This is a genomic window from Pseudomonas sp. FW215-R2, from assembly GCF_058789255.1.
The window spans coordinates 16,729-40,599 of sequence record NZ_JBYTBO010000031.1; the positions used below are offsets into that span (position 1 = coordinate 16,729).

Here is a 23,871-nt window from a genome sequence, read left to right on the forward strand (position 1 = left end):
CGATCAGCTCCCTTGCAGCGGTTTGGCGTCCTGGAAGAAGTAGTCCTTCCACGATTCAGGTTTGTTCTTGATCGCGCCAACGCGGTAGAGGAACTCGGCGAGCGGGTAGGTGTTTTTCGGCGTGACGCTGAACTCGAACTGCGGGTTGTCGATGATTTTCAGCAGCTCGGCACGGTCGATCTTGGCCTTGGTCACGCGGATGTAAGTGTCCGCCGCCGCACCTTTATCGTTCTGCGCAAATTGCGCGGCTTCAGTCAGGGCTTCAACGAACGCCTTGTAGGTCTTCGGGTTGTCGTTGCGGAATTTCTCGGTGGCAAACAGCACGGTCGGCGAGTTCGGCCCGAGCACGTCATAGGAGTTGAGCACCACGTGCACGTTCGGGTTCTGCAGCGCCTGATCCTGGAATGGCGGATTAGAGAAATGCCCGGTCAGCTCGGTGCCGCCGGCGATCAACGCAGCGGTGGCGTCCGGGTGCGGGACGGCGATGGTGTACTTGTCGAGGCGATTGAATTCCTTGTCGCCCCACTGCTTGGCGGCCGCGTATTGCAGGAAACGCGACTGCACCGACACCCCGACCGCCGGCACCGCGATGCGATCCTTCTCGGTGAAGTCGGCGATGGTCTTGACCTTTGGATTGTTGCTGACGAGGTAATACGGGAAGTTGCCCAGCGAGGCCACGGCCTTGACGTTCTGCTTGCCATGGGTGCGATCCCAGATGGTCAGCAACGGCCCGACGCCAGCGCCGGCAATGTCGATGGAACCGGAAAGCAGCGCATCATTGACCGCCGCGCCACCCGACAACTGAGTCCAGTCGACCTTGATGTCGAGCCCTTCCTGCTTGCCGTACTTCTCGATCAGTCCCTGATCGCGCACCACATTGAGCAATAAATAGACAATGCCGAACTGTTCGGCGATGCGGATTTCACCTTCGGCGTGGGCCACGGTCGGCGCCACCAGGCTGCCGGCGATCAGGCTGAAACCGAGGCCGATGGCCGCCGCCAGCGGCGCGAATGGAAGACGTTTGGACATGATCGGTTCTCCGGCAAATCAGAAAGGCGCGTCGCCCTGGATGGTGGTGCGATACAACTTGCGGCGCAGGTGCGCAGGGCAACCGGCGGCAAGGTGGATCAGCGAACGGTTGTCCCAGAACACCAGGTCGTGGGGCTGCCATTGATGGCGATAGATGTTCTGCGGCAGCACGCTGTGGGCGTAGAGCTCATCGAGCAGTTGTTTGCTCTCGTCCTCCGGCAGGCCGACGATGCGGGTGGTGAAGCCTTCGCTGACGAACAACGCCTTGCGGCCGTTTTCCGGGTGGGTGCGGACCACCGGGTGCACGACCTCGGCGACTTGGGCCAATTGCTCCGGGGTCAGGGTCGGGCGCCAGTTGCCTTCGAATTTGGTTTCGCTGTAACGCGCAGTGTAGGAATGCGCAGCCGAACGGCCTTCGACGGCTTTGCGCAGCGCGTCGGGCAGGCTGTCCCAGGCTTTGTGCATGTCGGCGAACAGGGTGTCGCCGCCTTCGGACGGCAGCTCCTGGGCGTGCAGCATCGAGCCGAGGCTCGGCAGCTCTTTATAGGAGAGGTCCGAGTGCCAGAATTTGCCGGCATCACCGAGGCCGATGTTCTGGCCGTTCTCGACGATGTTGGAAACTATGAGGATTTCCGGGTGATTGGCCAGCAGGAACTGCTTGAGCACGTGGATCTGCAACACGCCGAAGCGGCGGCTGAAATCGATCTGCTGTTGCGGGGTGATGCGCTGGTCGCGGAACACCACGACGTGGTGATCGAGGTGCGCGCGGTGGATGCGGGCGAAGTCTTCATCGTTGACCGAACGGGTCAGGTCGAGGCCGATGATTTCGGCGCCGACGGCACCGCTGAACGGGCGGATCTCGAAGGTTTGCGGCGCGACAGTCGCGGCGCTTGGGGTAGCAGTAGCTGCGGACATCAATCAATCTCCCACGCACGGCACGCTCAAGGGCGCGCGCGTCGATCAGAAACTCACGCTGGATTGCGTGTTGGTTCGTGTCGTGCGGCGCGCCGATTGGTCGGCAGGTACGCAGGAGGTCGACTTTATAGCTATAAGAAGCGGAATTTAAATACCGTTAGCGAATAACGATATGGCGATTGCTTTGGAATGGACTGGATGGTGAGTGACCATTTGTGTCACTTCTGGACGGAATGTGTTGTTGCGACGGACGCCTTCGCGAGTACCGCAAAGGCGTCCGTGAAGATTTACCGTTCGTGCAGCGCCTCGGCCCGCGCCCGGATGATCGGTTTGAGCAGGTAGCTCAGCACGGTCTTCTTGCCGGTGATGATATCCACCGACGCCACCATCCCCGGGATGATCAGCAACGGCTTCTCGTCAGTGCCGAGATGGCTGCGATCGGTGCGCAGCTTGATGATGTAGTAGGTGGTTTTCTTGTCTTCGTCGGTGATGGTGTCGGCACCGATTTGCTCGAGCTTGGCCTTCAGACCACCGTAGATGGTGTAGTCATACGCGGTGAATTTCACCGTGGCTTCCTGGCCCGGATGCAGGAACGCAATGTCCTGCGGACGGATCTTCGCTTCGACCAGCAAGGTGTCGTCCAGCGGCACGATTTCCAGCAAATCGCTGCCCGGCTGGATCACGCCGCCGATGGTGTTGACCAGCATCTTGTTGACGATGCCGCGCACCGGCGAGGTGACGAGCGTCCGGCTGACCCGGTCTTCCAGCGCCTTGCCGGTGGCCTGGGCCTTGTTCAGGTCGGTGCGGGCTTCGTTGAGCTGAGTCAGGGCTTCGCTGCGGAATTTGCCGCGAGTTTCGTCGATCTTGCGCTGCACTTCCTTGATCGCCGATTCGGCACGCGGGATCGCCAGTGTGGTGGCGTCGAGCTGACCACGGGTTTCCACTTCTGCACGCTTGAGTCGCAGCACTTCCACCGGCGACACCGCGCCCTGGGCCACGAGCGGCTCGGACATGTTGATTTCCTGGCGTTGCAGGCCGAGTTGCTGGCGGTACTGCGCCTGCTTCGAGGTGAACTCGCGCAACTCTTGCTGACGCTGGATCAACTGCTCCTGCAAGCCGCCGACTTCATCGTGCAATTGCTGACGACGGCTGACGTACAGCGATTCTTCGCTCTTGGCCTGACCCGGCACGGCTTTGAGCACGTCCTCCGGGAAATTCAGCGGACGGTCATCGACTTCGGCGCTCAGGCGCTCGACCCGCAGCAGCATCGACAAGCGATCAGCTTCGGTTTCGCCGACGTTGGAAGCGAATCGCGTGTCGTCCAGGCGAACCAGCGGGGCGCCGGCTTCGACAATCTGGCCTTCCTTGACGAACAGCTCGGAGACGATACCGCCCTCAAGGTTCTGGATTTTCTGGATCTTCGACGATGGAATCGCCTTGCCGTCGCCTTTGGTCACTTCGTCGATGACGGCGAAGTTGGCCCACAGCATCAGGAACACGAAGAAACCGATGATCGCCCAGATCGTCAGCCGCACCACACGCGGCGCGTCCTCGATCAAGGCCTTGTTGACCTCCGGCAGCGGCTGGCCCTGCAGCGAGGCAGAGCCCTTGAAGTAGCGACGGATCGAATCCTTGAAACCCGACTTAAGCAACACTGATCTGCCCCTTCTTCAACGCTTCCATCACGGCGGCTTTCGGGCCATCGGCGAGAATCTGCCCGCGGTCGATCACCAGCAGACGATCCACCAGCGACAGCAGTGACGCCCGGTGCGTCACCAGCACCACGGTCTTGTTTTCAACGACTGCAGCCAGGCGTTGCTTGAGGCGCTCTTCGCCGGTGTTGTCCATGGCGCTGGTCGGTTCGTCGAGCAGCAGGATCGGCGGATTGAGCAACAGCGCCCGGGCCAGGGCGACGTTCTGCCGCTGGCCGCCGGACAGGTTCTGCCCGCGCTCGCCGACTTGCAGTTCATAACCCTGCGGGTGCAGGCGGGCGAATTCATGCACGCCGGCCAGTTCGGCGGCTTGCAGCACCAGCTCGTCCTCGACGTAACGGGCGCCGGAAATCAGGTTGTCACGCAGGGTGCCGGCCAGCAGCTGGATGTCCTGCGGCACGTAGCCGATGTTGTAGCGCAACTCGCTGACGTCGATCTGGCGGATATCGACGCCATCCACCAGCAACGCGCCATCGTCCGGCTGATACAGGCCGACCAGCAGTTTGGCCAGCGAGCTCTTGCCCGAACCGCTGCGGCCGATGATGCCGATCTTCTCGCCGGGACGGATCACCAGGTTGATGTTTTTCAGCGCCGGGTTCTGTTGATCCGGGTAGGTGAAGTTGAGCTGACGGCATTCAATGGCGCCTTGCAGCACCTTGCGGCTCAGCGGGCGCTCTTCGAAATTGCGCTCCTGCGGCAGCTCCATCATCTGGTCGACCGAGGTCATGGTCACCCGCGCCTGCTGATAACGAGTCAGCAAACCGGACAGCGATGCCAGCGGGCTCAGTGCGCGACCGCTGAGCATGTAGCAGGCAATCAGACCGCCCATGCTCAGGTTGCCGGCGATGATCTGGTACACGCCGAAGACGATCATGATCACCCCGGCCAGTTGCTGGATCAGCAGGGTGATGTTCATCGCCAGGCCGGAGAGCATTTTCACCCGCAGCTCGAGGCGGCTGAGAGTGCCAATGGTTTGTTCCCACTGATACTGGCGTTCGCTTTCGGCGTTGTTGACCTTCACCGCGTCGAGGCCGGCGAGGGTTTCGATCAGGCTCGACTGACGCTCGGCCCCCAGCGCCATGGTGCGTTCCATGGTTGCCACCAGCGGCTTCTGCAGTGCGTAGCCGATCAGCAGCGCAATCGGGAAGGCCAGCACCGGAATCCACACCAGATGCCCGCCGAGAATCGCGATGACGATGAAGATCAGGAGGGTGAACGGCAGGTCGATCAGGCTGGTCAGGGTCAGCGAGGCGAGGAAATCGCGCAGGCTCTGGAACTCATGGATGTTCTGGGCAAAGCTGCCGACCCGCGCCGGGCGGTATTTCATGGCCATGCCGACAATGCGTTCGAACAGCGTGGCGGAGATGATCAGGTCGGTTTTCTTGCCGGCCAGATCCAGGCACAGGCTGCGCAGGCTCTTGAGGATCAGGTCGAAAATGTAGGCGCCAGTGATGCCCAGTGCGAGGACCCACAGGGTCGCTTCAGCCTGGTTCGGCACTACGCGGTCGTAGACGTTCATCACGAACAGCGGCGCGGCCATGGCGATGATGTTGATCAGGAAACTGGCGGCGATGGCGTCGACGTACAGCCAGCGCGAGCGCTTGAGGGTGTCGCGGAACCACGAGCGTGCACGCGGGATCAGCGTGCCATGGTTGACGTCGAATTTGTGCTGGGGTTGGGCGAAGAACACTTTGCCGAGGTAGTCGTCGGCCAGCAGCTCACGGTTGACGAGGGACTCGCCGCCGTCGGTTTCGCTGAGCAACACCCGGGCTTCGTTCTCACCCTGCCAGCCGAGCAGGACAGCGCTGCGACCATCCTTGAGCAGCAACAGCGCCGGCATGGCGATGGCCGGAATCTCTTCCAGCTTGCGTTGCAGCACCCGCCCCTGCAGTCCGGCGCGCGCCGCCGCACGGGGCAGCAGCTCGACACTCAGGCGTTGCTTGGGCAGCGGCAGACCGGTGGTCAGCATCGCCGCGCTGGCGGGTTTCTGGTGCAGCATGCAAAGGGCGAGCAGACCATCCAGTAACGGATCGTCGTGCAACGCGCGTGGATCATGACTGAGATGAACTCGACTGACTTCTGATTCCACGCTCGACACTCTTTAACAGTTGAAAAGGGACAACTCAATTCATCCCGGGCAGTTGGACCTTGGGCTTCACGTCGTTCTGCACAACGGATGCCATCGGTGCGACCACTCCCTGGCTCTTGAGCAACTCGCCCATGGTCGCCTTGATTCGGTACTGAGTAAATAACTGAATGTTTTTGATCTCGGCCAGACGGCGCGAAGCGGTGAACAGTTCGTTTTCACTGTCGAGCAAATCCAGCAGGGTTCGTTCGCCGAGGCTGAACTGACGCTGGTAAGCGGTACGCACCGAGGTGCTGTGATCAACGTACTGCTGAGCGATCGGCACCTGGGCGTTGGCGTTGTTCAAGGCGTTCCAGGCCAGGCCCAGTTCTTCGTTCAACTGACGCAGGGCGTTGTTGCGGATGTCCAGCGCCTGATTCGACAGGTAGGACTTGGATTCCAGGTCAGCCTTGTTGCTGCCACCGGAGTACAGGTTGAAGCGCATGCGCAGCATCGCCTGCCATTCATTGTTGTGACCGTTCTGACCGTCGAGGTCGTTGTCGGCGGTGCGGCCCAGTTCGGCGTCGAAACGTGGGTAGAAGGTCGACTTGGCGGTTTCGTACTGCTTCTCGGCAGCAGCGATGTCGGACTCGGCCGAGCGCAGGATCGGGCTGTTTTCCAGCATCTGCTGGCGCGCTTCATTGAGGTTGGCCGGCATCATCGCCATGAACGGCGCCGGACGCTCCAGTTGATCGGGCATCTGGCCGACAGCGCTGAGGAAGTTGGTTTCCGAGTCGGCGAGGTTGGTCTGCTCGGTCAGCAGATTGTTGCGGGCCTGGGCCATCCGCGCTTCGGCCTGGTCGAGGTCGGCACCGCTGCCGACGCCGCGCTGGGTGCGCAACTGGATCTGGTCGTAGATACGCTGGTGGCTCTTGAGGTTTTCCTCGGCCAGGCGCACGAATTCGCGACGGGTCAACACGTCCAGGTAAACCTGGGCCACGGTCAGCGCGGTGCGTTCGGAGGTGCCCAGCAAGGAGTAGGCGCGGGAGTTGACGGTGGCTTGTTGACGCCCGACTTCGCTGGACGTCGCAAAACCGTCAAAAACCATTTGCGACAGGCGCACACTCGACTCGCCGCGATTCAGGGTTTCCCAGTGATTGCCGCCACCGTTGGCACGGGTGGTGACGCTGTCGGTGCCTTCACGGCCATAACCGCCGAGCAGATCGACCTTGGGCAGGTATCCACCTTTGGCAGCCTTTAACTGATAATCCGCAGCCAATCGACTGTTGACCCCTGCCTGGATTTCCGGATGGACATCCAGTGCCTGTTGCATGGCTTCCGGTAAGGATTGTGCTTGTGCAAAAGAGGCGGCGAGAGCGAAGGGTAGAGCCTTGAGCAGGTGCGAACGCATGGTAAAGATTTCCCAGAACTTCTTGTCTTGAATCACAGCAAAATGGCGAGCTGCGTCGGAAGATGGCAACCGGAATGACCGTATGTCGGAAAGTTTAAAACCGGAACTGGATCACACGCTGAAGGCAGGTCGCCGCATAAATATCAATGTGACATTACTGGGGCGATTGTTTAGGATGGCTCCCAGAAGGTCAATAGTTTGGCATAAACTTAATAGCGAAAGAATCTAGCCAAAATATTGACGAAGATCAGCGTCAAACTTGATTCACATTTTTTTAAAAGTACGTCCAGACTGAATCGGCGCAGAAAGCCATCAGGTCTATGGAAGTCAACTGAACGTGACACCCGGAGAGTCTTCAATGAGCAGTGTTGTTGCCATCGTCAAAAGCATTGTCGGTCAGGTTTTCGTGGTGTCCCCAGAGGGCGTCCGTCGCGTACTCGTTGAAGGCGACCGCTTGTTCGTCGGTGATCAGGTCGATACCGGCGTTTCCGGCGCGGTGTCCCTGGAACTGGCCGATGGTCGCACCCTGGACCTGGGCCGCGACACGCAGTGGAGCGCCAGCACTCCGGACTCCAGCACCGATCTGGCCGAGGCCTCTGCGCAAGCCGCGCCGTCCGTTGCAGAACTGCAACAAGCCATCGCCGCCGGCGCTGACCCGACCACCGCCCTTGAAGCCACCGCTGCCGGCCCAAGCGCCGCAGGCACGGGCGGTGCTGCCGGTGGCGGCCACAGTTTCGTGATGCTCGACGCGACCGCAGGCCGTGTCGACCCGACCATCGGCTTCCCGACCGCAGGCATCAACTCCGGTGGCCAGGCCGCCCAGAACATCACCGGTGGCCAGACCACCGATACCACCACCAACGCCCTGCGCGACTCGACCCTGAGCCTCAGCGCCACGCCGACCATCACTGAAGCCGGCGGCGTGCTTGTATACACCGCGACCCTGACCCAGGCGCCGCTGACCGACCTGACCATCACCCTGTCCAACGGCTCGGTGATCGTGATTCCGGCAGGCTCCACCACCGGCACCGTCAACGTGCCATTGGCACCGAACGATACGGTCTACAACGACCCGACCCAGATCAACGTGACCGTCACCGGCACCACCGGTGGCAACGGCATTACCGTCACCGTGCCGACCACCCCGGCCGTGACCCAGGTCACCGACACCATCGACACCACCACCGTCACCCTGACGGCGGGCAACAGCGTCACCGAAGGTGGCCAGATCACCTACACCGCGACCCTGACCAACCCGGCGCAGACACCGGTCACCGTCACCCTGTCCAACGGCTCGACCATCACCATCGGCGCCGGCCAGACCACCGGCACCGTCAACGTGCCGACCGCGCCGAATGACGTCTATAACAACGGCAGCACCGTCACTACCACGATTACGGGCGCAACCGGCGGCAACTTCGAAAACCTGGTGCCGAACCCGACGCCGGCCGTCACCACGATTGTGGACTCGATCGACACCACCGGTTTGACCCTGACAGCCACCGGCACCGTGGTCGAAGGCGGCCAGATCACCTACACCGCGACCTTGACCAACCCGGCACAGACGCCGGTGACCGTCACCCTGTCGAACGGCTCGACCATCACCATCGAAGCCGGCAAGACCAGCGGCAGCGTCAACGTGCCGACCGCACCGAATGACGTCTACAACAACGGTGGCACCGTCAGCACCACGATTACCGGCGCTACCGGCGGCAACTTCGAAAACCTGGTACCGAACACGACGCCGGCGACCACCACGGTCACCGACTCTATCGACACCACCAACCTGTCGCTGAGCGCCACCGGTTCCGTGGCTGAAGGCGGTTCGATCGTCTACACCGCGACCCTGACCAATCCGGCCGGCACCCCGGTGACCGTGACGTTGAGCAACGGCTCCGTCATCACCATCGAGGCTGGCAAAACCACTGGCACTGTGACCGTTCCGGCGCCAGCCGATGACGTCTATAAAGACGCCGGCAAGGTCGAAGTCAGCATTACCGGCACCACTGGCGGCAATTTCGAGAACCTGGTGCCGAGCACCGTTCCGGCCGTCACCGAAGTCACCGACACCATCGATACCACTACGGTCAAACTGACCGCGACCGAGTCGGCGGCTGAAGGCGGTACTGTCACTTATAGCGCTACGGTGGGCGCGCCAGTGACCGGTTCGCCGGTCACCGTCACTTTGGCCAACGGCCAGACCATCACCATCGACGTCGGCAAAACCACCGGCACCGTCACCACTACCGCGCCAAACGATGCGTTGAACGGTCATGAGCCACTGAGCAACTCGATCACTGGCGTAACGGGCGGCAACTACGAGAACCTCGTAGCCGACAAGACCCCGGTCAGCACCACCGTGACCGATACCGTCGACACTACCAACCTGACCCTGAGCGCTACCGGCTCCGTGGCCGAAGGCGGCTCGATTGTTTACACCGCAACCCTGACCAACCCCGCAGGCACGCCGGTGACCGTGACGTTGAGCAACGGCTCCGTCATCACCATCGAGGCCGGTAAAACAACTGGCACCGTAACGGTTCCTGCGCCAGCCGATGACGTCTACAAAGATGCCGGCAAGGTCGAAGTCACCATCAAGGACGCTTCCGGTGGCAACTTCGAGAATCTGGTACCAAGCACCGTTCCGGCCGTCACGGAAGTCACCGATACCATCGACACTTCGACCGTCAAACTGACGGCTGATACGTCGGTCGCGGAAGGCGGCACTGTCACCTACACCGCCACGGTGAGTGCACCGGTCACCGGCTCGCCAGTGACTGTCACTTTGGCCAACGGTCAGTCGATCACCATCGAAGTCGGCAAGACTACCGGTACCGTGACCACCACGGCGCCAAACGATGTGCTGACCGGCCAGGCGCCGCTGAGCAACTCGATCACCGGCGTTTCCGGCGGCAACTACGAAAACCTCGTGGCCGACAAAACGCCGGTCAGCACCACCGTGACCGATACCGTCGACACCACCAACCTGACCTTGAGCGCCACTGGCTCCGTGGCCGAAGGTGGTTCGATCGTTTACACCGCTACATTGACCAACCCGGCCGGTACGCCGGTGACTGTGACGTTGAGCAACGGCTCCGTCATTACCATCGAAGCGGGTAAAACCACCGGTACCGTGACAGTTCCAGCCCCTGCCGATGACGTCTACAAAGATGCCGGCAAAGTCGAAGTGACCATCAAGGACACTTCCGGCGGCAACTTCGAGAACCTGGTGCCAAGCACCGTTCCGGCCGTCACTGAAGTCACTGACACCATCGACACGACGACCGTGAAGCTGACCGCTTCCGAAACCGCTGCTGAAGGTGGCACTGTCACCTACACCGCGACCGTGGGCGCGCCTGTGACCGGCTCGCCAGTGACTGTCACTTTGGCCAATGGCCAGACCATCACCATCGAAGTCGGCAAGACCACCGGCACCGTGACCACCACGGCACCGAACGATGCATTGAACGGTCATGAGCCACTGAGCAACTCGATCACTGGCGTGACTGGCGGCAACTACGAAAACCTCGTGGCTGACAAGACGCCGGTCAGCACCACCGTCACCGATACCGTCGACACCACCAATCTGTCGCTGACCGCGACTGGCTCCGTGGCCGAGGGCGGTTCGATCGTCTACACCGCGACCCTGACCAACCCGGCAGGCACGCCAGTGACCGTGACGTTGAGCAACGGCTCCGTCATCACTATCGAAGCGGGTAAAACCACTGGCACCGTGACCGTTCCGGCGCCAGCCGATGACGTCTATAAAGACGCCGGCAAAGTCGAAGTGACCATCAAGGATGCGTCCGGCGGCAACTTCGAGAACCTGGTGCCGAGCACCGTTCCAGCCGTCACCGACGTCACCGATACCATCGACACCACCACGGTGAAACTCACCGCGACCGAGTCCGCTGCTGAAGGCGGCACCGTCACCTACACCGCCACGGTGGGCGCGCCAGTGACCGGTTCGCCGGTCACCGTCACTTTGGCCAACGGCCAGACCATCACCATCGAAGTCGGCAAAACCACCGGTACCGTGACCACCACCGCGCCGAACGATGCACTGAACGGTCATGAGCCACTGAGCAACTCGATCACTGGCGTGAGCGGCGGCAACTACGAAAACCTCGTGGCCGACAAGACGCCGGTCAGCACCACCGTCACCGATACCGTCGACACCACCAATCTCTCGCTGACCGCGACTGGCTCCGTGGCCGAGGGCGGTTCAATCGTCTACACCGCGACCCTGACCAATCCGGCCGGCACCCCGGTAACCGTGACGTTGAGCAATGGCTCCGTCATCACCATCGAAGCTGGCAAGACCACGGGCACCGTGACCGTTCCGGCTCCGGCCGATGACGTCTACAAGGACGCCGGCAAAGTCGAAGTGACCATCAAGGACGCTTCCGGCGGCAACTTCGAGAACCTGGTGCCAAGCACCGTTCCGGCCGTCACTGAAGTGACCGATACCATCGACACCTCGACCGTGAAGTTGAGCGCCGATACGTCCGTAGCCGAAGGTGGCACCGTCACCTATACCGCGACCGTTGGCGCCCCCGTCACCGGTTCGCCTGTGACCGTGACCCTGGCCAACGGCCAGACCATCACCATCGAAGTCGGCAAAACCACCGGTACCGTGACCACCACCGCGCCGAACGATGCGTTGAACGGCCATGAACCACTGAGCAACTCGATCACTGGCGTTTCCGGTGGCAACTACGAAAACCTCGTGGCTGACAAAACCCCGGTTTCGACTACGGTCACCGACACTGTCGACACCACTAATCTGTCGCTGACCGCGACTGGCTCCGTGGCCGAAGGCGGTTCGATCGTTTACACCGCGACCCTGACCAACCCGGCCGGCACGCCGGTGACCGTGACGTTGAGCAACGGCTCCGTCATCACCATCGAAGCGGGCAAAACCACCGGCACCGTGACCGTTCCAGCCCCTGCCGATGACGTCTACAAAGACGCCGGTAAAGTCGAAGTGACCATCAAGGATGCAACCGGCGGTAACTTCGAGAACCTGGTTCCGAGCACTGTTCCTGCCGTGACTGAAGTCACTGACACCATCGACACCACCACGGTCAAACTGACCGCGACCGAGTCGGCAGCTGAAGGTGGCACAGTCACTTACACCGCGACTGTGGGTGCACCCGTGACTGGTTCGCCGGTCACCGTGACCTTGGCCAACGGTCAGTCGATCACCATCGAAGTGGGCAAGACCACTGGCACCGTCACCACCACCGCGCCGAACGATGCGTTGAACGGTCACGAGCCACTGAGCAACTCGATCACTGGCGTCAGCGGCGGCAATTACGAGAATCTGGTTGCTGACAAAACCCCTGTTTCGACTACTGTCACCGACACCGTCGACACTACCAATTTGACCCTCAGTGCTACCGGTTCTGTGGCTGAAGGCGGTTCGATCGTCTACACCGCGACCCTGACCAACCCGGCCGGCACGCCGGTGACCGTGACGTTGAGCAACGGCGCTGTCATCACCATCGAGGCCGGTAAAACCACCGGCACCGTCAGCGTTCCGGCGCCGGCCGATGACGTCTACAAAGACGCGGGCAAAGTCGAAGTCACCATCAAGGACGCGTCCGGCGGCAACTTCGAGAACCTGGTACCAAGCACCGTTCCGGCCGTCACCGAAGTCACCGACACCATCGACACCACCACGGTCAAACTGACCGCGACTGAATCGGCAGCTGAAGGCGGCACCGTCACTTACACCGCCACCGTCGGCGCGCCTGTCACCGGTTCGCCTGTGACTGTGACCCTGTCCAACGGCCAGTCGATCACCATCGAAGTCGGTAAAACCACCGGCACCGTCACCACCACAGCACCTAACGACGCGCTGAACGGTCATGAGCCACTGACCAACTCGATCACCGGCGTAACCGGCGGCAACTACGAGAACCTCGTGGCCGACAAGACGCCGGTCAGCACCACCGTCACCGACACCGTCGACACCACCAACTTGACCCTGAGCGCCACCGGTTCTGTGGCCGAGGGTGGTTCGATCATTTACACCGCGACCCTGACCAATCCGGCCGGCACCCCGGTGACCGTGACCCTGTCGAACGGTGCCGTGATCACCATCGAGGCCGGCAAAACTACCGGCACCGTCAGCGTTCCGGCTCCGGCCGATGACGTCTACAAAGATGCGGGTAAAGTCGAAGCAACCATTTCGACGGTCACTGGCGGCAACTTCGAGAACCTGGTGCCAAGCACCGTTCCGGCCGTCACCGAAGTGACCGATACCATCGACACCTCGACCGTCAAACTGACCGCGACCGAGTCGGCGGCTGAAGGCGGCACCGTCACTTACACCGCGACTGTTGGCGCACCTGTGACTGGCTCGCCGGTCACCGTGACCTTGGCCAACGGTCAGTCGATCACCATCGAAGTCGGCAAAACCACCGGCACCGTGACCACCACCGCGCCGAACGACGCACTCAACGGTCACGAACCGCTGACCAACTCGATCACTGGCGTGAGCGGCGGCAACTACGAGAACCTCGTAGCCGACAAGACACCGGTCAGCACCACCGTGACCGACACCGTCGACACCACCAACCTGACCCTGAGCGCGACGCCGGCAGTCAACGAAGGTGGCCAGATCACCTACACCGCGACCCTGACCAACGCCGCCGGCACCCCGGTGACCGTGACGTTGAGCAACGGCGCCGTGATCACCATCGAGGCCGGCAAAACCACCGGCACCGTGACCGTCGATGCACCGAAGGACGACGTCTACAAGGACGCCGGCACCGTCGAAACGACCATCAAGGGCGCCACCGGTGGCGACTTCGAACACCTGGTCACCAGCACCGCCCCGGCGGTCACCACCGTCAATGACACCATCGACACGTCCACCGTGTCGCTGACCGCTACCGCCAACGTCGCCGAAGGCGAAACCGTGGTCTACACCGCGACCGTGACGGCGCCCGTGACCGGCTCGCCGGTCGTCGTGACCCTGTCCAACGGCCAGACCATCACCATCGCCGTCGGCGAAACCACCGGCACCGTGAACTTCGTCGCACCGAACAGCCCGCTGGCTGGCGGCAGCTCGCTGAGCGTGACCATCGACAAGGCCACCGGCGGCAACTACGAAAACCTGGCGGTCGACAGCAAACCGGCAAACACCTCGGTGTCGGACACCGTCGACACGACCAACCTGAACCTGACGGCCACCGATTCGGTCGCCGAGGGTGGCTCGATTGTCTACACCGCCACCCTGACCAACCCGGCTGGTACTCCGGTGACCGTTACCCTGTCGAACGGCGCGGTGATCACCATCGAAGCCGGCAAGACCACTGGCACCGTGACCGTTCCTGCGCCAGCCGATGACGTCTACAAAGATGCGGGTAAAGTCGAGGCGACCATTTCGACCGCCACCGGTGGCGGTTTCGAGAACCTGGTGCCGAGCACCGTTCCAGCCGTGACCAACGTCACCGACACCATCGACACCACCACGGTGAAACTCACCGCGACCGAGTCGGCGGCTGAAGGCGGCACTGTCACCTACACCGCAACTGTTGGCGCACCTGTGACCGGTTCGCCTGTAACCGTGACCCTGGCCAACGGCCAGTCGATCACCATCGAAGTCGGCAAGACCACCGGCACCGTCACCACCACCGCGCCGAACGATGCACTCAACGGCCACGCGCCGCTGACCAACGCGATCACTGGCGTGACGGGCGGCAATTACGAGAACCTCGTGGCCGACAAGACGCCAGTCAGCACCACCGTGACTGACACCGTCGACACTACCAACCTGACCCTGAGCGCCACTGGCTCCGTGGCCGAGGGTGGTTCGATCGTCTACACCGCGACCCTGACCAACCCAGCCGGTACGCCGGTCACCGTGACCCTGAGCAACGGCGCGGTGATTACCATCGAAGCCGGTAAAACCACCGGCACCGTAAGCGTTCCGGCTCCGGCCGATGACGTCTACAAAGATGCGGGTAAAGTCGAAGCAACCATTTCGACGGCCACGGGCGGCAACTTCGAGAACCTGGTGCCAAGCACCGTTCCGGCCGTAACCCAGGTCACCGACACCATCGACACCACCACGGTGAAACTCACCGCGACCGAGTCGGCGGCTGAAGGTGGCACTGTCACTTACACCGCGACTGTTGGCGCGCCTGTGACTGGCTCGCCAGTGACCGTGACCCTGTCTAACGGTCAGTCGATCACCATCGAAGTCGGCAAGACCACCGGCACCGTCACCACCACCGCACCGAACGATGCGTTGAACGGTCATGCACCGCTGACCAATGCGATCACCGACGTGACGGGCGGCAACTACGAAAACCTCGTAGCTGACAAAACCCCGGTCAACACCACCGTGACTGACACCGTCGACACCACCAACCTGTCGCTGACCGCGACCGGCACCGTGGCCGAGGGTGGCTCGATCGTTTACACCGCCACCTTGACCAACCCGGCCGGCACGCCGCTGACCGTGACCCTGTCGAACGGCGCCGTCATCACCATCGAAGCCGGCAAGACCACGGGCACCGTGACCGTTGCCGCTCCAGCCGACGACGTCTACAAAGACGCCGGCAAGGTCGAAGTCACCATCAAGGATGCAACCGGTGGCAACTTCGAGAACCTCGTTCCGAGTACCGTTCCAGCCGTAACGGAAGTCACCGACACCATCGATACGACGACGGTGAAGCTGACCGCTTCCGAAACGGCCGCTGAAGGCGGCACCGTCACTTACACCGCGACGGTTGGCGCGCCAGTCACCGGCTCGCCTGTGGTTGTCACTTTGGCCAACGGTCAGAGCATCACGATTGAAGTGGGTAAAACCACCGGTACCGTGACCACCACTGCGCCGAACGATGCGCTCAACGGCCATGCGCCACTGAGCAACGCGATCACTGGCGTGACGGGTGGTAACTACGAGAATCTGGTGGCCGACAAAACACCGGTTTCGACCACCGTCACCGATACCGTCGACACCACCAACCTGACCCTGAGCGCCACTGGCTCCGTGGCCGAAGGCGGCTCGATCGTCTACACCGCCACGCTGACCAACCCGGCCGGCACTCCGGTGACCGTGACCCTGTCGAATGGCGCCGTGATCACCATCGAAGCCGGCAAGACCACCGGCACCGTGACCGTTGCGGCTCCGGCCGATGACGTCTACAAGGACGCCGGCAAAGTCGAAGCGACCATTTCGACAGCCACCGGCGGCAACTTCGAGAACCTGGTGCCAAGCACCGTTCCGGCCGTGACCCAGGTCACCGACACCATCGACACCACCACGGTGAAACTCACCGCGACCGAGTCGGCGGCTGAAGGCGGCACTGTCACTTACACCGCGACTGTGGGTGCGCCTGTGACTGGCTCGCCAGTGACCGTAACTCTGTCGAACGGTCAGTCGATCACCATCGAAGTCGGCAAGACCACCGGCACCGTGACCACCACCGCACCGAACGATGCGTTGACCGGTCACGCGCCGTTGACCAACGCGATCACCGGCGTAACCGGCGGCAACTACGAAAACCTCGTAGCCGACAAGACCCCGGTTTCGACCACGGTCACCGACACCGTCGACACCACCAACCTGACCCTCAGCGCCACCAATTCGGTCGCCGAGGGTGGTTCGATCATCTACACCGCGACCCTGACCAACGCTGCTGGCTCGCCAGTCACCGTGACCTTGTCGAACGGTGCAGTCATCACCATCGAAGCGGGCAAGACCACCGGCACCGTGACCGTTGCGGCTCCGGCGGACGACGTCTACAAAGACGCCGGCAAAGTCGAGGCAACCATTTCGACCGCCACCGGTGGCAATTTCGAAAACCTGGTGCCAAGCACCGTACCGGCCGTGACCCAGGTCACCGACACCATCGACACCACCACGGTGAAACTCACCGCGACCGAGTCGGCGGCTGAAGGCGGAACCGTTACTTACACCGCGACTGTTGGCGCACCTGTGACCGGTTCACCCGTCACGGTGACCCTGTCGAATGGCCAGAGCATCACCATCGAAGTCGGCAAGACCACCGGCACCGTGACCACTACTGCGCCGAACGATGCGCTCAACGGCCACGCGCCGCTGACCAACGCGATCACCAACGTGACCGGTGGCAACTACGAAAATCTGGTAGCCGACAAGACACCGGTCAACACCACTGTGACCGACACCGTCGACACCACCAATCTGTCCTTGAGCGCCACCAATTCGGTCGCCGAGGGCGGTTCGATTATCTACACCGCCACATTGACCAACGCTGCGGGCACTCCGGTGACCGTGACCTTGAGCAACGGCGCCGTGATCACCATCGAAGCCGGCAAAACCACCGGCACCGTGGCCGTTCCTGCACCGGCCGACGACGTCTACAAAGATGCCGGCACCGTTCAGGCCACGATCAGCAACGCCACCGGCGGCAACTTCGAAAACCTGGTGACCAGCACCACGCCAGCGGTGACCAGCGTCACTGACACCATCGACACCACGAACGTGAAACTGACCGCCACCACCAGCGTGGCTGAAGGCGGCACGGTCACTTACACCGCGACTGTCGGCGCCCCTGTGACCGGTTCACCCGTCACGGTGACCCTGTCGAATGGACAGAGCATCACCATCGAAGTCGGCAAGACCACCGGCACCGTGACCACCACCGCACCGAACGATGTGTTGACCGGCCACGCGCCGCTGACCAACGCGATCACCAATGTGACCGGTGGCAACTACGAGAACCTGGTCGCCGATAAAACCCCGGTTTCGACCACCGTCACCGACACCATCGACACCACCAACCTGTCGCTCAGCGCGACCGGCACCGTGGCCGAGGGCGGCTCGATCACCTACACCGCGACCCTGACCAACGCCGCGGGCTCGCCAGTGACCGTGACCCTGAGCAACGGCGCGGTGATCACTATCGAAGCCGGCAAAACCACCGGCACCGTGACCGTTCCTGCGCCAGCCGATGACGTCTACAAAGACGCCGGCAACGTGCAGGCCACGATCACCAACGCCAGCGGTGGCAGCTTCGAGAACCTGGTAACCAGCACCACGCCAGCGGTGACCAGCGTCATCGACACCATCGACACCACGACCGTGAAACTGACCGCGACCACGACGGCAGCCGAAGGTGGCACTGTCACCTATACCGCGACCGTGGGCGCCCCGGTGACTGGCTCGCCAGTGACTGTGACCCTGTCGAACGGTCAGTCGATCACCATCGAAGTCGGCAAGACCACCGGCACTGTCACCACCACTGCGCCTAACGACGTGTTGAATGGTCATGCACCGCTGACCAATGCGATCACCGGCGTAACCGGTGGCAACTACGAAAATCTGGTGGCCGACAAGACACCGGTCAGCACCACCGTCACCGATACCGTCGACACGACCAACCTGTCCTTGAGCGCCACCAACTCGGTTGCCGAGGGCGGCTCGATCATCTACACCGCCACACTGACCAACGCTGCCGGCACTCCGGTGACCGTAACGTTGAGCAATGGCGCCGTGATCACCATCGAGGCGGGTAAAACTACCGGCACCGTGACCGTTCCAGCCCCGGCAGATGACGTCTACAAAGACGCCGGCACTGTCCAGGCCACGATCACCAACGCCACGGGCGGCAACTTCGAAAACCTGGTGACCAGCAACACACCAGCGGTGACCAGCGTCACCGATACCATCGACACCACCACCGTGAAGCTGACCGCGACCGCAACCGCGGCCGAGGGTGGCAACGTTGTCTACACCGCGACTGTCGGCGCACCGGTGACCGGCTCGCCAGTGACTGTGACCCTGTCCAATGGCCAGACCATCACGATCGACATCGGTAAAACCACTGGCACCGTGACCACCACCGCGCCTAACGATGCGTTGACCGGTCATGCACCGCTGACCAACGCGATCACCAACGTTTCTGGCGGCAACTACGAAAACCTCGTGGCCGATAAAACCCCGGTTTCGACCACCGTCACCGACACCATCGACACCACCAACCTGTCGCTCACCGCGACCGGCACCGTGGCCGAGGGTGGCTCGATCACCTACACCGCAACACTGACCAACGCCGCTGGCTCGCCAGTGACCGTGACCCTGTCGAACGGCGCCGTGATCACCATCGACGCCGGTAAAACCACGGGCACCGTGACCGTTCCTGCGCCAGCCGATGACGTCTACAAAGATGCCGGCAACGTGCAGGCCACGATCACCAACGCCAGCGGTGGCAACTTCGAGAACCTGGTAACCAGCACCACGCCAGCGGTGACCAGCGTCACCGACACCATCGACACCACCACCGTGAAGCTGACTGCGACCACAACGGCGGCCGAAGGTGGCAACGTTGTCTACACCGCGACCGTGGGTGCGCCTGTAACCGGTTCGCCAGTGACCGTGACCCTGTCCAACGGCCAGTCGATCACGATCGACATCGGCAAGACCACCGGCACCGTGACCACCACCGCGCCGAACGACGCGTTGACCGGTCATGCACCGCTGACCAACTCGATCACCAACGTTTCTGGCGGCAACTACGAAAACCTCGTGGCCGACAAGACGCCGGTTTCGACTACGGTCACCGACACCATCGACACCACCAACCTGTCGCTCACCGCGACCGGCACCGTGGCCGAGGGTGGCTCGATCACTTACACCGCAACACTGACCAACGCCGCTGGCTCGCCAGTGACCGTGACCCTGTCGAACGGCGCCGTGATCACCATCGACGCCGGCAAGACCACCGGCACCGTGACCGTTCCTGCGCCAGCCGATGACGTCTACAAGGACGCCGGCAACGTGCAGGCCTCGATCACCAACGCCACCGGTGGCAACTTCGAGAGCCTGGTGACCAGCAATACACCAGCGGTGACCAGCGTCACCGACACCATCGACACCACTACCGTCAGCATCACCGGCAGCACCTCGGTGACCGAAGGCCAGACCGCCAGCTACACCGTCAGCCTGACCCACCCGGCGCAAACCGAAGTGACCCTGAAAATCGTCTACAGCGGCACCGCCGCCGACGGTTCGGACTTCACCGGCGTGTACACCGTGAAGATCCCGGCCGGTGCAAGCACCGCGACCTTCAACGTTGCGACCATCGACGACAAGATCACCGAAGGCACCGAGAACTTCGTGGTCAAGATCGACTCGGCCACCGGCGGTAACTTCGAGAACCTCGCCGTCAGCAGCACTAACGGCAGCGTCAGCACCTCGATCATCGACAACGATGCGCCACCGGTCATCGACCTCGACGCCAACAACTCCAGCGGCGCCACCGGGGCCGACTACAAGGTGACCTTCACCGAGAACACCCCGGGCGCGGGTGTGTCGATTGCCGACACCGATATCAAGATCACCGACCCGGACAGCACCATGCTGACCGGCGCCACCATCGTGCTGACCAACCGTCAGGACGGCGATGCGCTGAATCTGGGCAACAGCGTCAACGGCATCACCATCAATGCCAACAGCACCAACGGCACGATCACGCTGACCCTGTCGGGCAATGCGACGCTGGCCGACTACATGCAGCAGATCAAGAACATCAGCTTCACCAACAGCAGTGAAGACCCGAGCACCGTGCCACGGATCATCACCGTGACCGTGACCGATGGCGGCAACTACTCCAACGTCGCCACCACCACGGTCAATGTGGTGGCGGTCAACGACGCGCCGGTCGCCGCTCCGGTCAATGTCACCGGTACCGAAGACACCCCGCTGATTCTCGGCTGGTCGACCTTCGGCGTCAGCGACGTGGACAGCCCGGCCTCGAGCCTGGGTGTGAAAATCACCCAGCTGCCGGGCGAAGGCAAACTGCAGTATCTGGACGGTTCGACCTGGAAAGACGTCGCCACCAACCAGACCTTCAGCAAGGCCGACATCGACGCCGGCAAGCTGCGCTTCATGCCGGATGCCAACGAGTCGGGCGTGAACGGTTACGGCGGCACCGGCCTGGGCAACAACCAGGCTGACTACGCACAGATCAAGTTCCAGCCAACCGACGGCCAATTGCTGGGCAACACCGGCACCATCAAGATCGACATCACGCCAGTGGCGGATGCACCGACCCTGTCGGTTGCCGATAACAGCGTGAAGTCCACCGGGTTGATCAAGGAAGTCTGGACCGGCCTGTCGGGCCTGGGCACCGACGGCAGCGGCGCGAATTCGACCACGCTGAAAAACGTGATCGACGGCGCCGGCACACCGAACTCCAGCGGCACCGTGACCAACGTGCAATCCGACGGCAGCGTGACCGCCGGCACCGCATCGAAGACTTCGGGCCTGATCTATCTGGAAGCCGGCAAGACCTACACCTTCACCGGTACTGGCGATGACAGCCTGCTGGTGACCATCGGCGGCAAGAGCGTGGCGTCCACGACGTGGGGCGCGGGCGGCAACCTCAACGGTTCGTTCACCCCGACCACCAGCGGCTACTACACCCTGGACATCTACCACCACAACCAGAGCGGTCCGGGCAGCTACGACGTCAACCTGTCGGTCAACGGCAGCACGCCGATCGATCTGAGCAGTGCCGGCGTGCCGATCTACACCGGCGTGACGGATCTGGTGAACGCAGGCGTGACCGTCTCCGACCTGCACGGCAGCAACGGCGAAGGCTATTACGACGGCTACAAACTCAACACCGGCGCCGAAGGCACCACCGTGAAACTGTCGTCGATCAGCACCGCGCTGACCGACACCGACGGCTCGGAAACCCTGAGCATCAAGATCAGCGGCGCACCGGTCGGATCGGTCCTCAGCGACGGCGCAGGCCACAGCTTCACCGTGACCGCCACCAGCGGCGACGCCAACGTCACCGGCTGGAACCTCGGCACCCTGACCGTGACTCCGCCGACCTACTACAACGGCCAGTTCAACCTGACCGTGACCTCGACCTCCACCGAGGCCGTGGGCGGCTCGGCCAGCACCACCGCGACCATTCCGGTCACCGTGGTGCCGGCGGTCTACAACGCAGTGGTCGCCACCTCGGGTGACGACACCTTCACCGGCACCGACGGCAACGACATCATGGTCGCCGACATCGGCGGCCTGACCGTGGTGCCGGGCACCAACTACAACATCGCGTTCATGGTCGACAGCTCCGGCAGCATGAGCGCCTCGTCGATCAACGCCGCCAAGGACTCGCTGACGTCGGTGTTCAACACCCTCAAGCAGAGCATGGGCAACAACTCGGGCACGGTGAACATCTTCCTGGTGGACTTCGATACCCAGGTCAACAAGTCGGTGTCGGTGAACCTCAACGACCCGAATGCGCTGACCTTGCTCAAAGCCGTGCTGGACTCGATGACCTCCGGCGGCGGCACCAACTATGAAGACGTGTTCAAAGCCACGGCCAACTTCTTTCAGAGCACTGAAGCGCTGGCCAACACCGGGGCGAAGAACCTCACGTACTTCATCACCGACGGCCAGCCGACCTACTACCAGAGCGGCGAGCAGACCAACCCGACGCTGTACGGCAACGTGAAGCTCGACGATGTGGTGAAGACCAGCAACTACAAACTGGGCGACAGCTTCAGCACCTACATCGACAGCACCCACTACCTGAGCATCAACACTGCTGGCGCCGTGGTATTGCAAACGCTGAAGAACGGCAACTGGAGCTGGAACAGCCTCGGCACCATCCACGCCCAGGGCGACGGCACCTATGAGCTGTCGAGCCTGGCGGGTAGCGGCAACAGCACCACGTCGGCCACCACCGACAACGCCAACAGCGGCTTCGCGCTGCTCAGCGGGCTGTCGAACGTCGAGGCCATCGGTATCAACAGCGGCGTCAGCCTCAACGATCTGAAACCTTACGACAGCGATCACAACCCGCAGACCAACATCGATCCCAAGGATCTGGCGAACTCGATCATCGGCCACACCGAGGCGACGATGCCGGGCAACGACACCGTCAGCGGCGGCGACGGCAACGACATCCTGTTCGGCGATCTGGTGAGCTTCAACGGCATTGCCGGCGAGGGTTACCAGGCGATGCAGGCGTTCGTCGCGCAGCAGACCGGCGTCGATGTCAGCAAAGTCACCACCAGCAACGTGCACCAGTACATCACCGAGCACTATCAGGCGTTCGATGTGTCCGGTGCCCATGACGGCAACGACACGCTGCTGGGCGGCGCGGGTAATGACATCCTGTTCGGCTCGGGCGGCAACGACCTGCTCGACGGCGGCAAGGGCAATGACATCCTGCTCGGCGGCACCGGCAACGACACGCTGATCGGTGGCCCGGGCAACGACATCCTGATCGGTGGTTCCGGTGCCGACACCTTCGTCTGGAAGGCAGGCGACACCGGCAACGACGTGATCAAGGACTTCAAGGCCAGCGAAGGCGACCGCATCGACCTGCGTGATCTGTTGCAGGGCGAGACCGGCAGCACCATCGACAACTTCCTGAAGATCACCACGGTCGACGGTGTGTCGTCGCTGCAAGTCAGCTCTGGCGGCAAGTTCAACTCGGGTGATGCCGCAGCCGCCACACCGGACGTGACGATCAAACTGGAAGGCAACAACTGGTCCACTGCCAACATTCACAACCTGATTGCCGGCAGCGATCCGACCATCAAGGTCGACCACAACAACAGCTGATGCGTGAACAAAACGGCCGCCCCAATGGGGCGGCCGTCACGTTTGCGCCCATCACCCCGGTGACGATTTCGTCGGCGCACCGCATACTCGCGCGCAGTTGGCTATGCTGCTGACAGCATGACGCGGGTTCATTTCTGAGGGATGCTCA

6 protein-coding genes are annotated in these 23,871 nt (G+C 62.3%); 1 reads left to right on the top strand and 5 read right to left on the bottom strand.

Annotated elements, in window-relative coordinates:
- Positions 1-3: 3 nt before the first annotated feature.
- The 5 genes from AC3WRD_RS28110 to AC3WRD_RS28130 all read right to left on the bottom strand — a co-directional run bounded on the left by AC3WRD_RS28110 (position 4) and on the right by AC3WRD_RS28130 (position 7,132).
- A complete protein-coding gene (locus AC3WRD_RS28110) occupies positions 4-1,029 on the bottom strand; it encodes an ABC transporter substrate-binding protein (protein WP_096823034.1) in 1,026 nt (341 codons plus the stop codon).
- Positions 1,030-1,047: 18 nt separating this feature from the next.
- Entirely contained in the window at positions 1,048-1,944 is an 897-nt protein-coding gene (locus AC3WRD_RS28115; protein WP_096823035.1) for a TauD/TfdA dioxygenase family protein, read from the bottom strand.
- Positions 1,945-2,231: 287 nt separating this feature from the next.
- A complete protein-coding gene (locus tag AC3WRD_RS28120) occupies positions 2,232-3,599 on the bottom strand; it encodes an HlyD family type I secretion periplasmic adaptor subunit (protein WP_096823036.1) in 1,368 nt (455 codons plus the stop codon).
- Positions 3,589-5,745, bottom strand: coding sequence for a type I secretion system permease/ATPase (locus tag AC3WRD_RS28125; protein WP_096823037.1), 2,157 nt, complete (start codon positions 5,743-5,745; stop codon positions 3,589-3,591). The genes AC3WRD_RS28120 and AC3WRD_RS28125 overlap by 11 nt, the downstream gene beginning before the upstream one ends.
- A 34-nt stretch (positions 5,746-5,779) precedes the next feature.
- Positions 5,780-7,132: a TolC family outer membrane protein gene (locus tag AC3WRD_RS28130; protein WP_096823038.1), complete on the bottom strand. Its 1,353-nt coding sequence runs from the start codon at positions 7,130-7,132 to the stop codon at positions 5,780-5,782.
- A gap of 358 nt (positions 7,133-7,490) precedes the next feature.
- Between AC3WRD_RS28130 and AC3WRD_RS28135 the strand changes: the two genes are divergently transcribed.
- Complete coding sequence (locus AC3WRD_RS28135) at positions 7,491-23,723, top strand: LapA family giant adhesin (RefSeq protein ID WP_102620532.1); 16,233 nt, start codon at positions 7,491-7,493, stop codon at positions 23,721-23,723.
- The last annotated feature ends 148 nt before the right edge of the window (positions 23,724-23,871 follow it).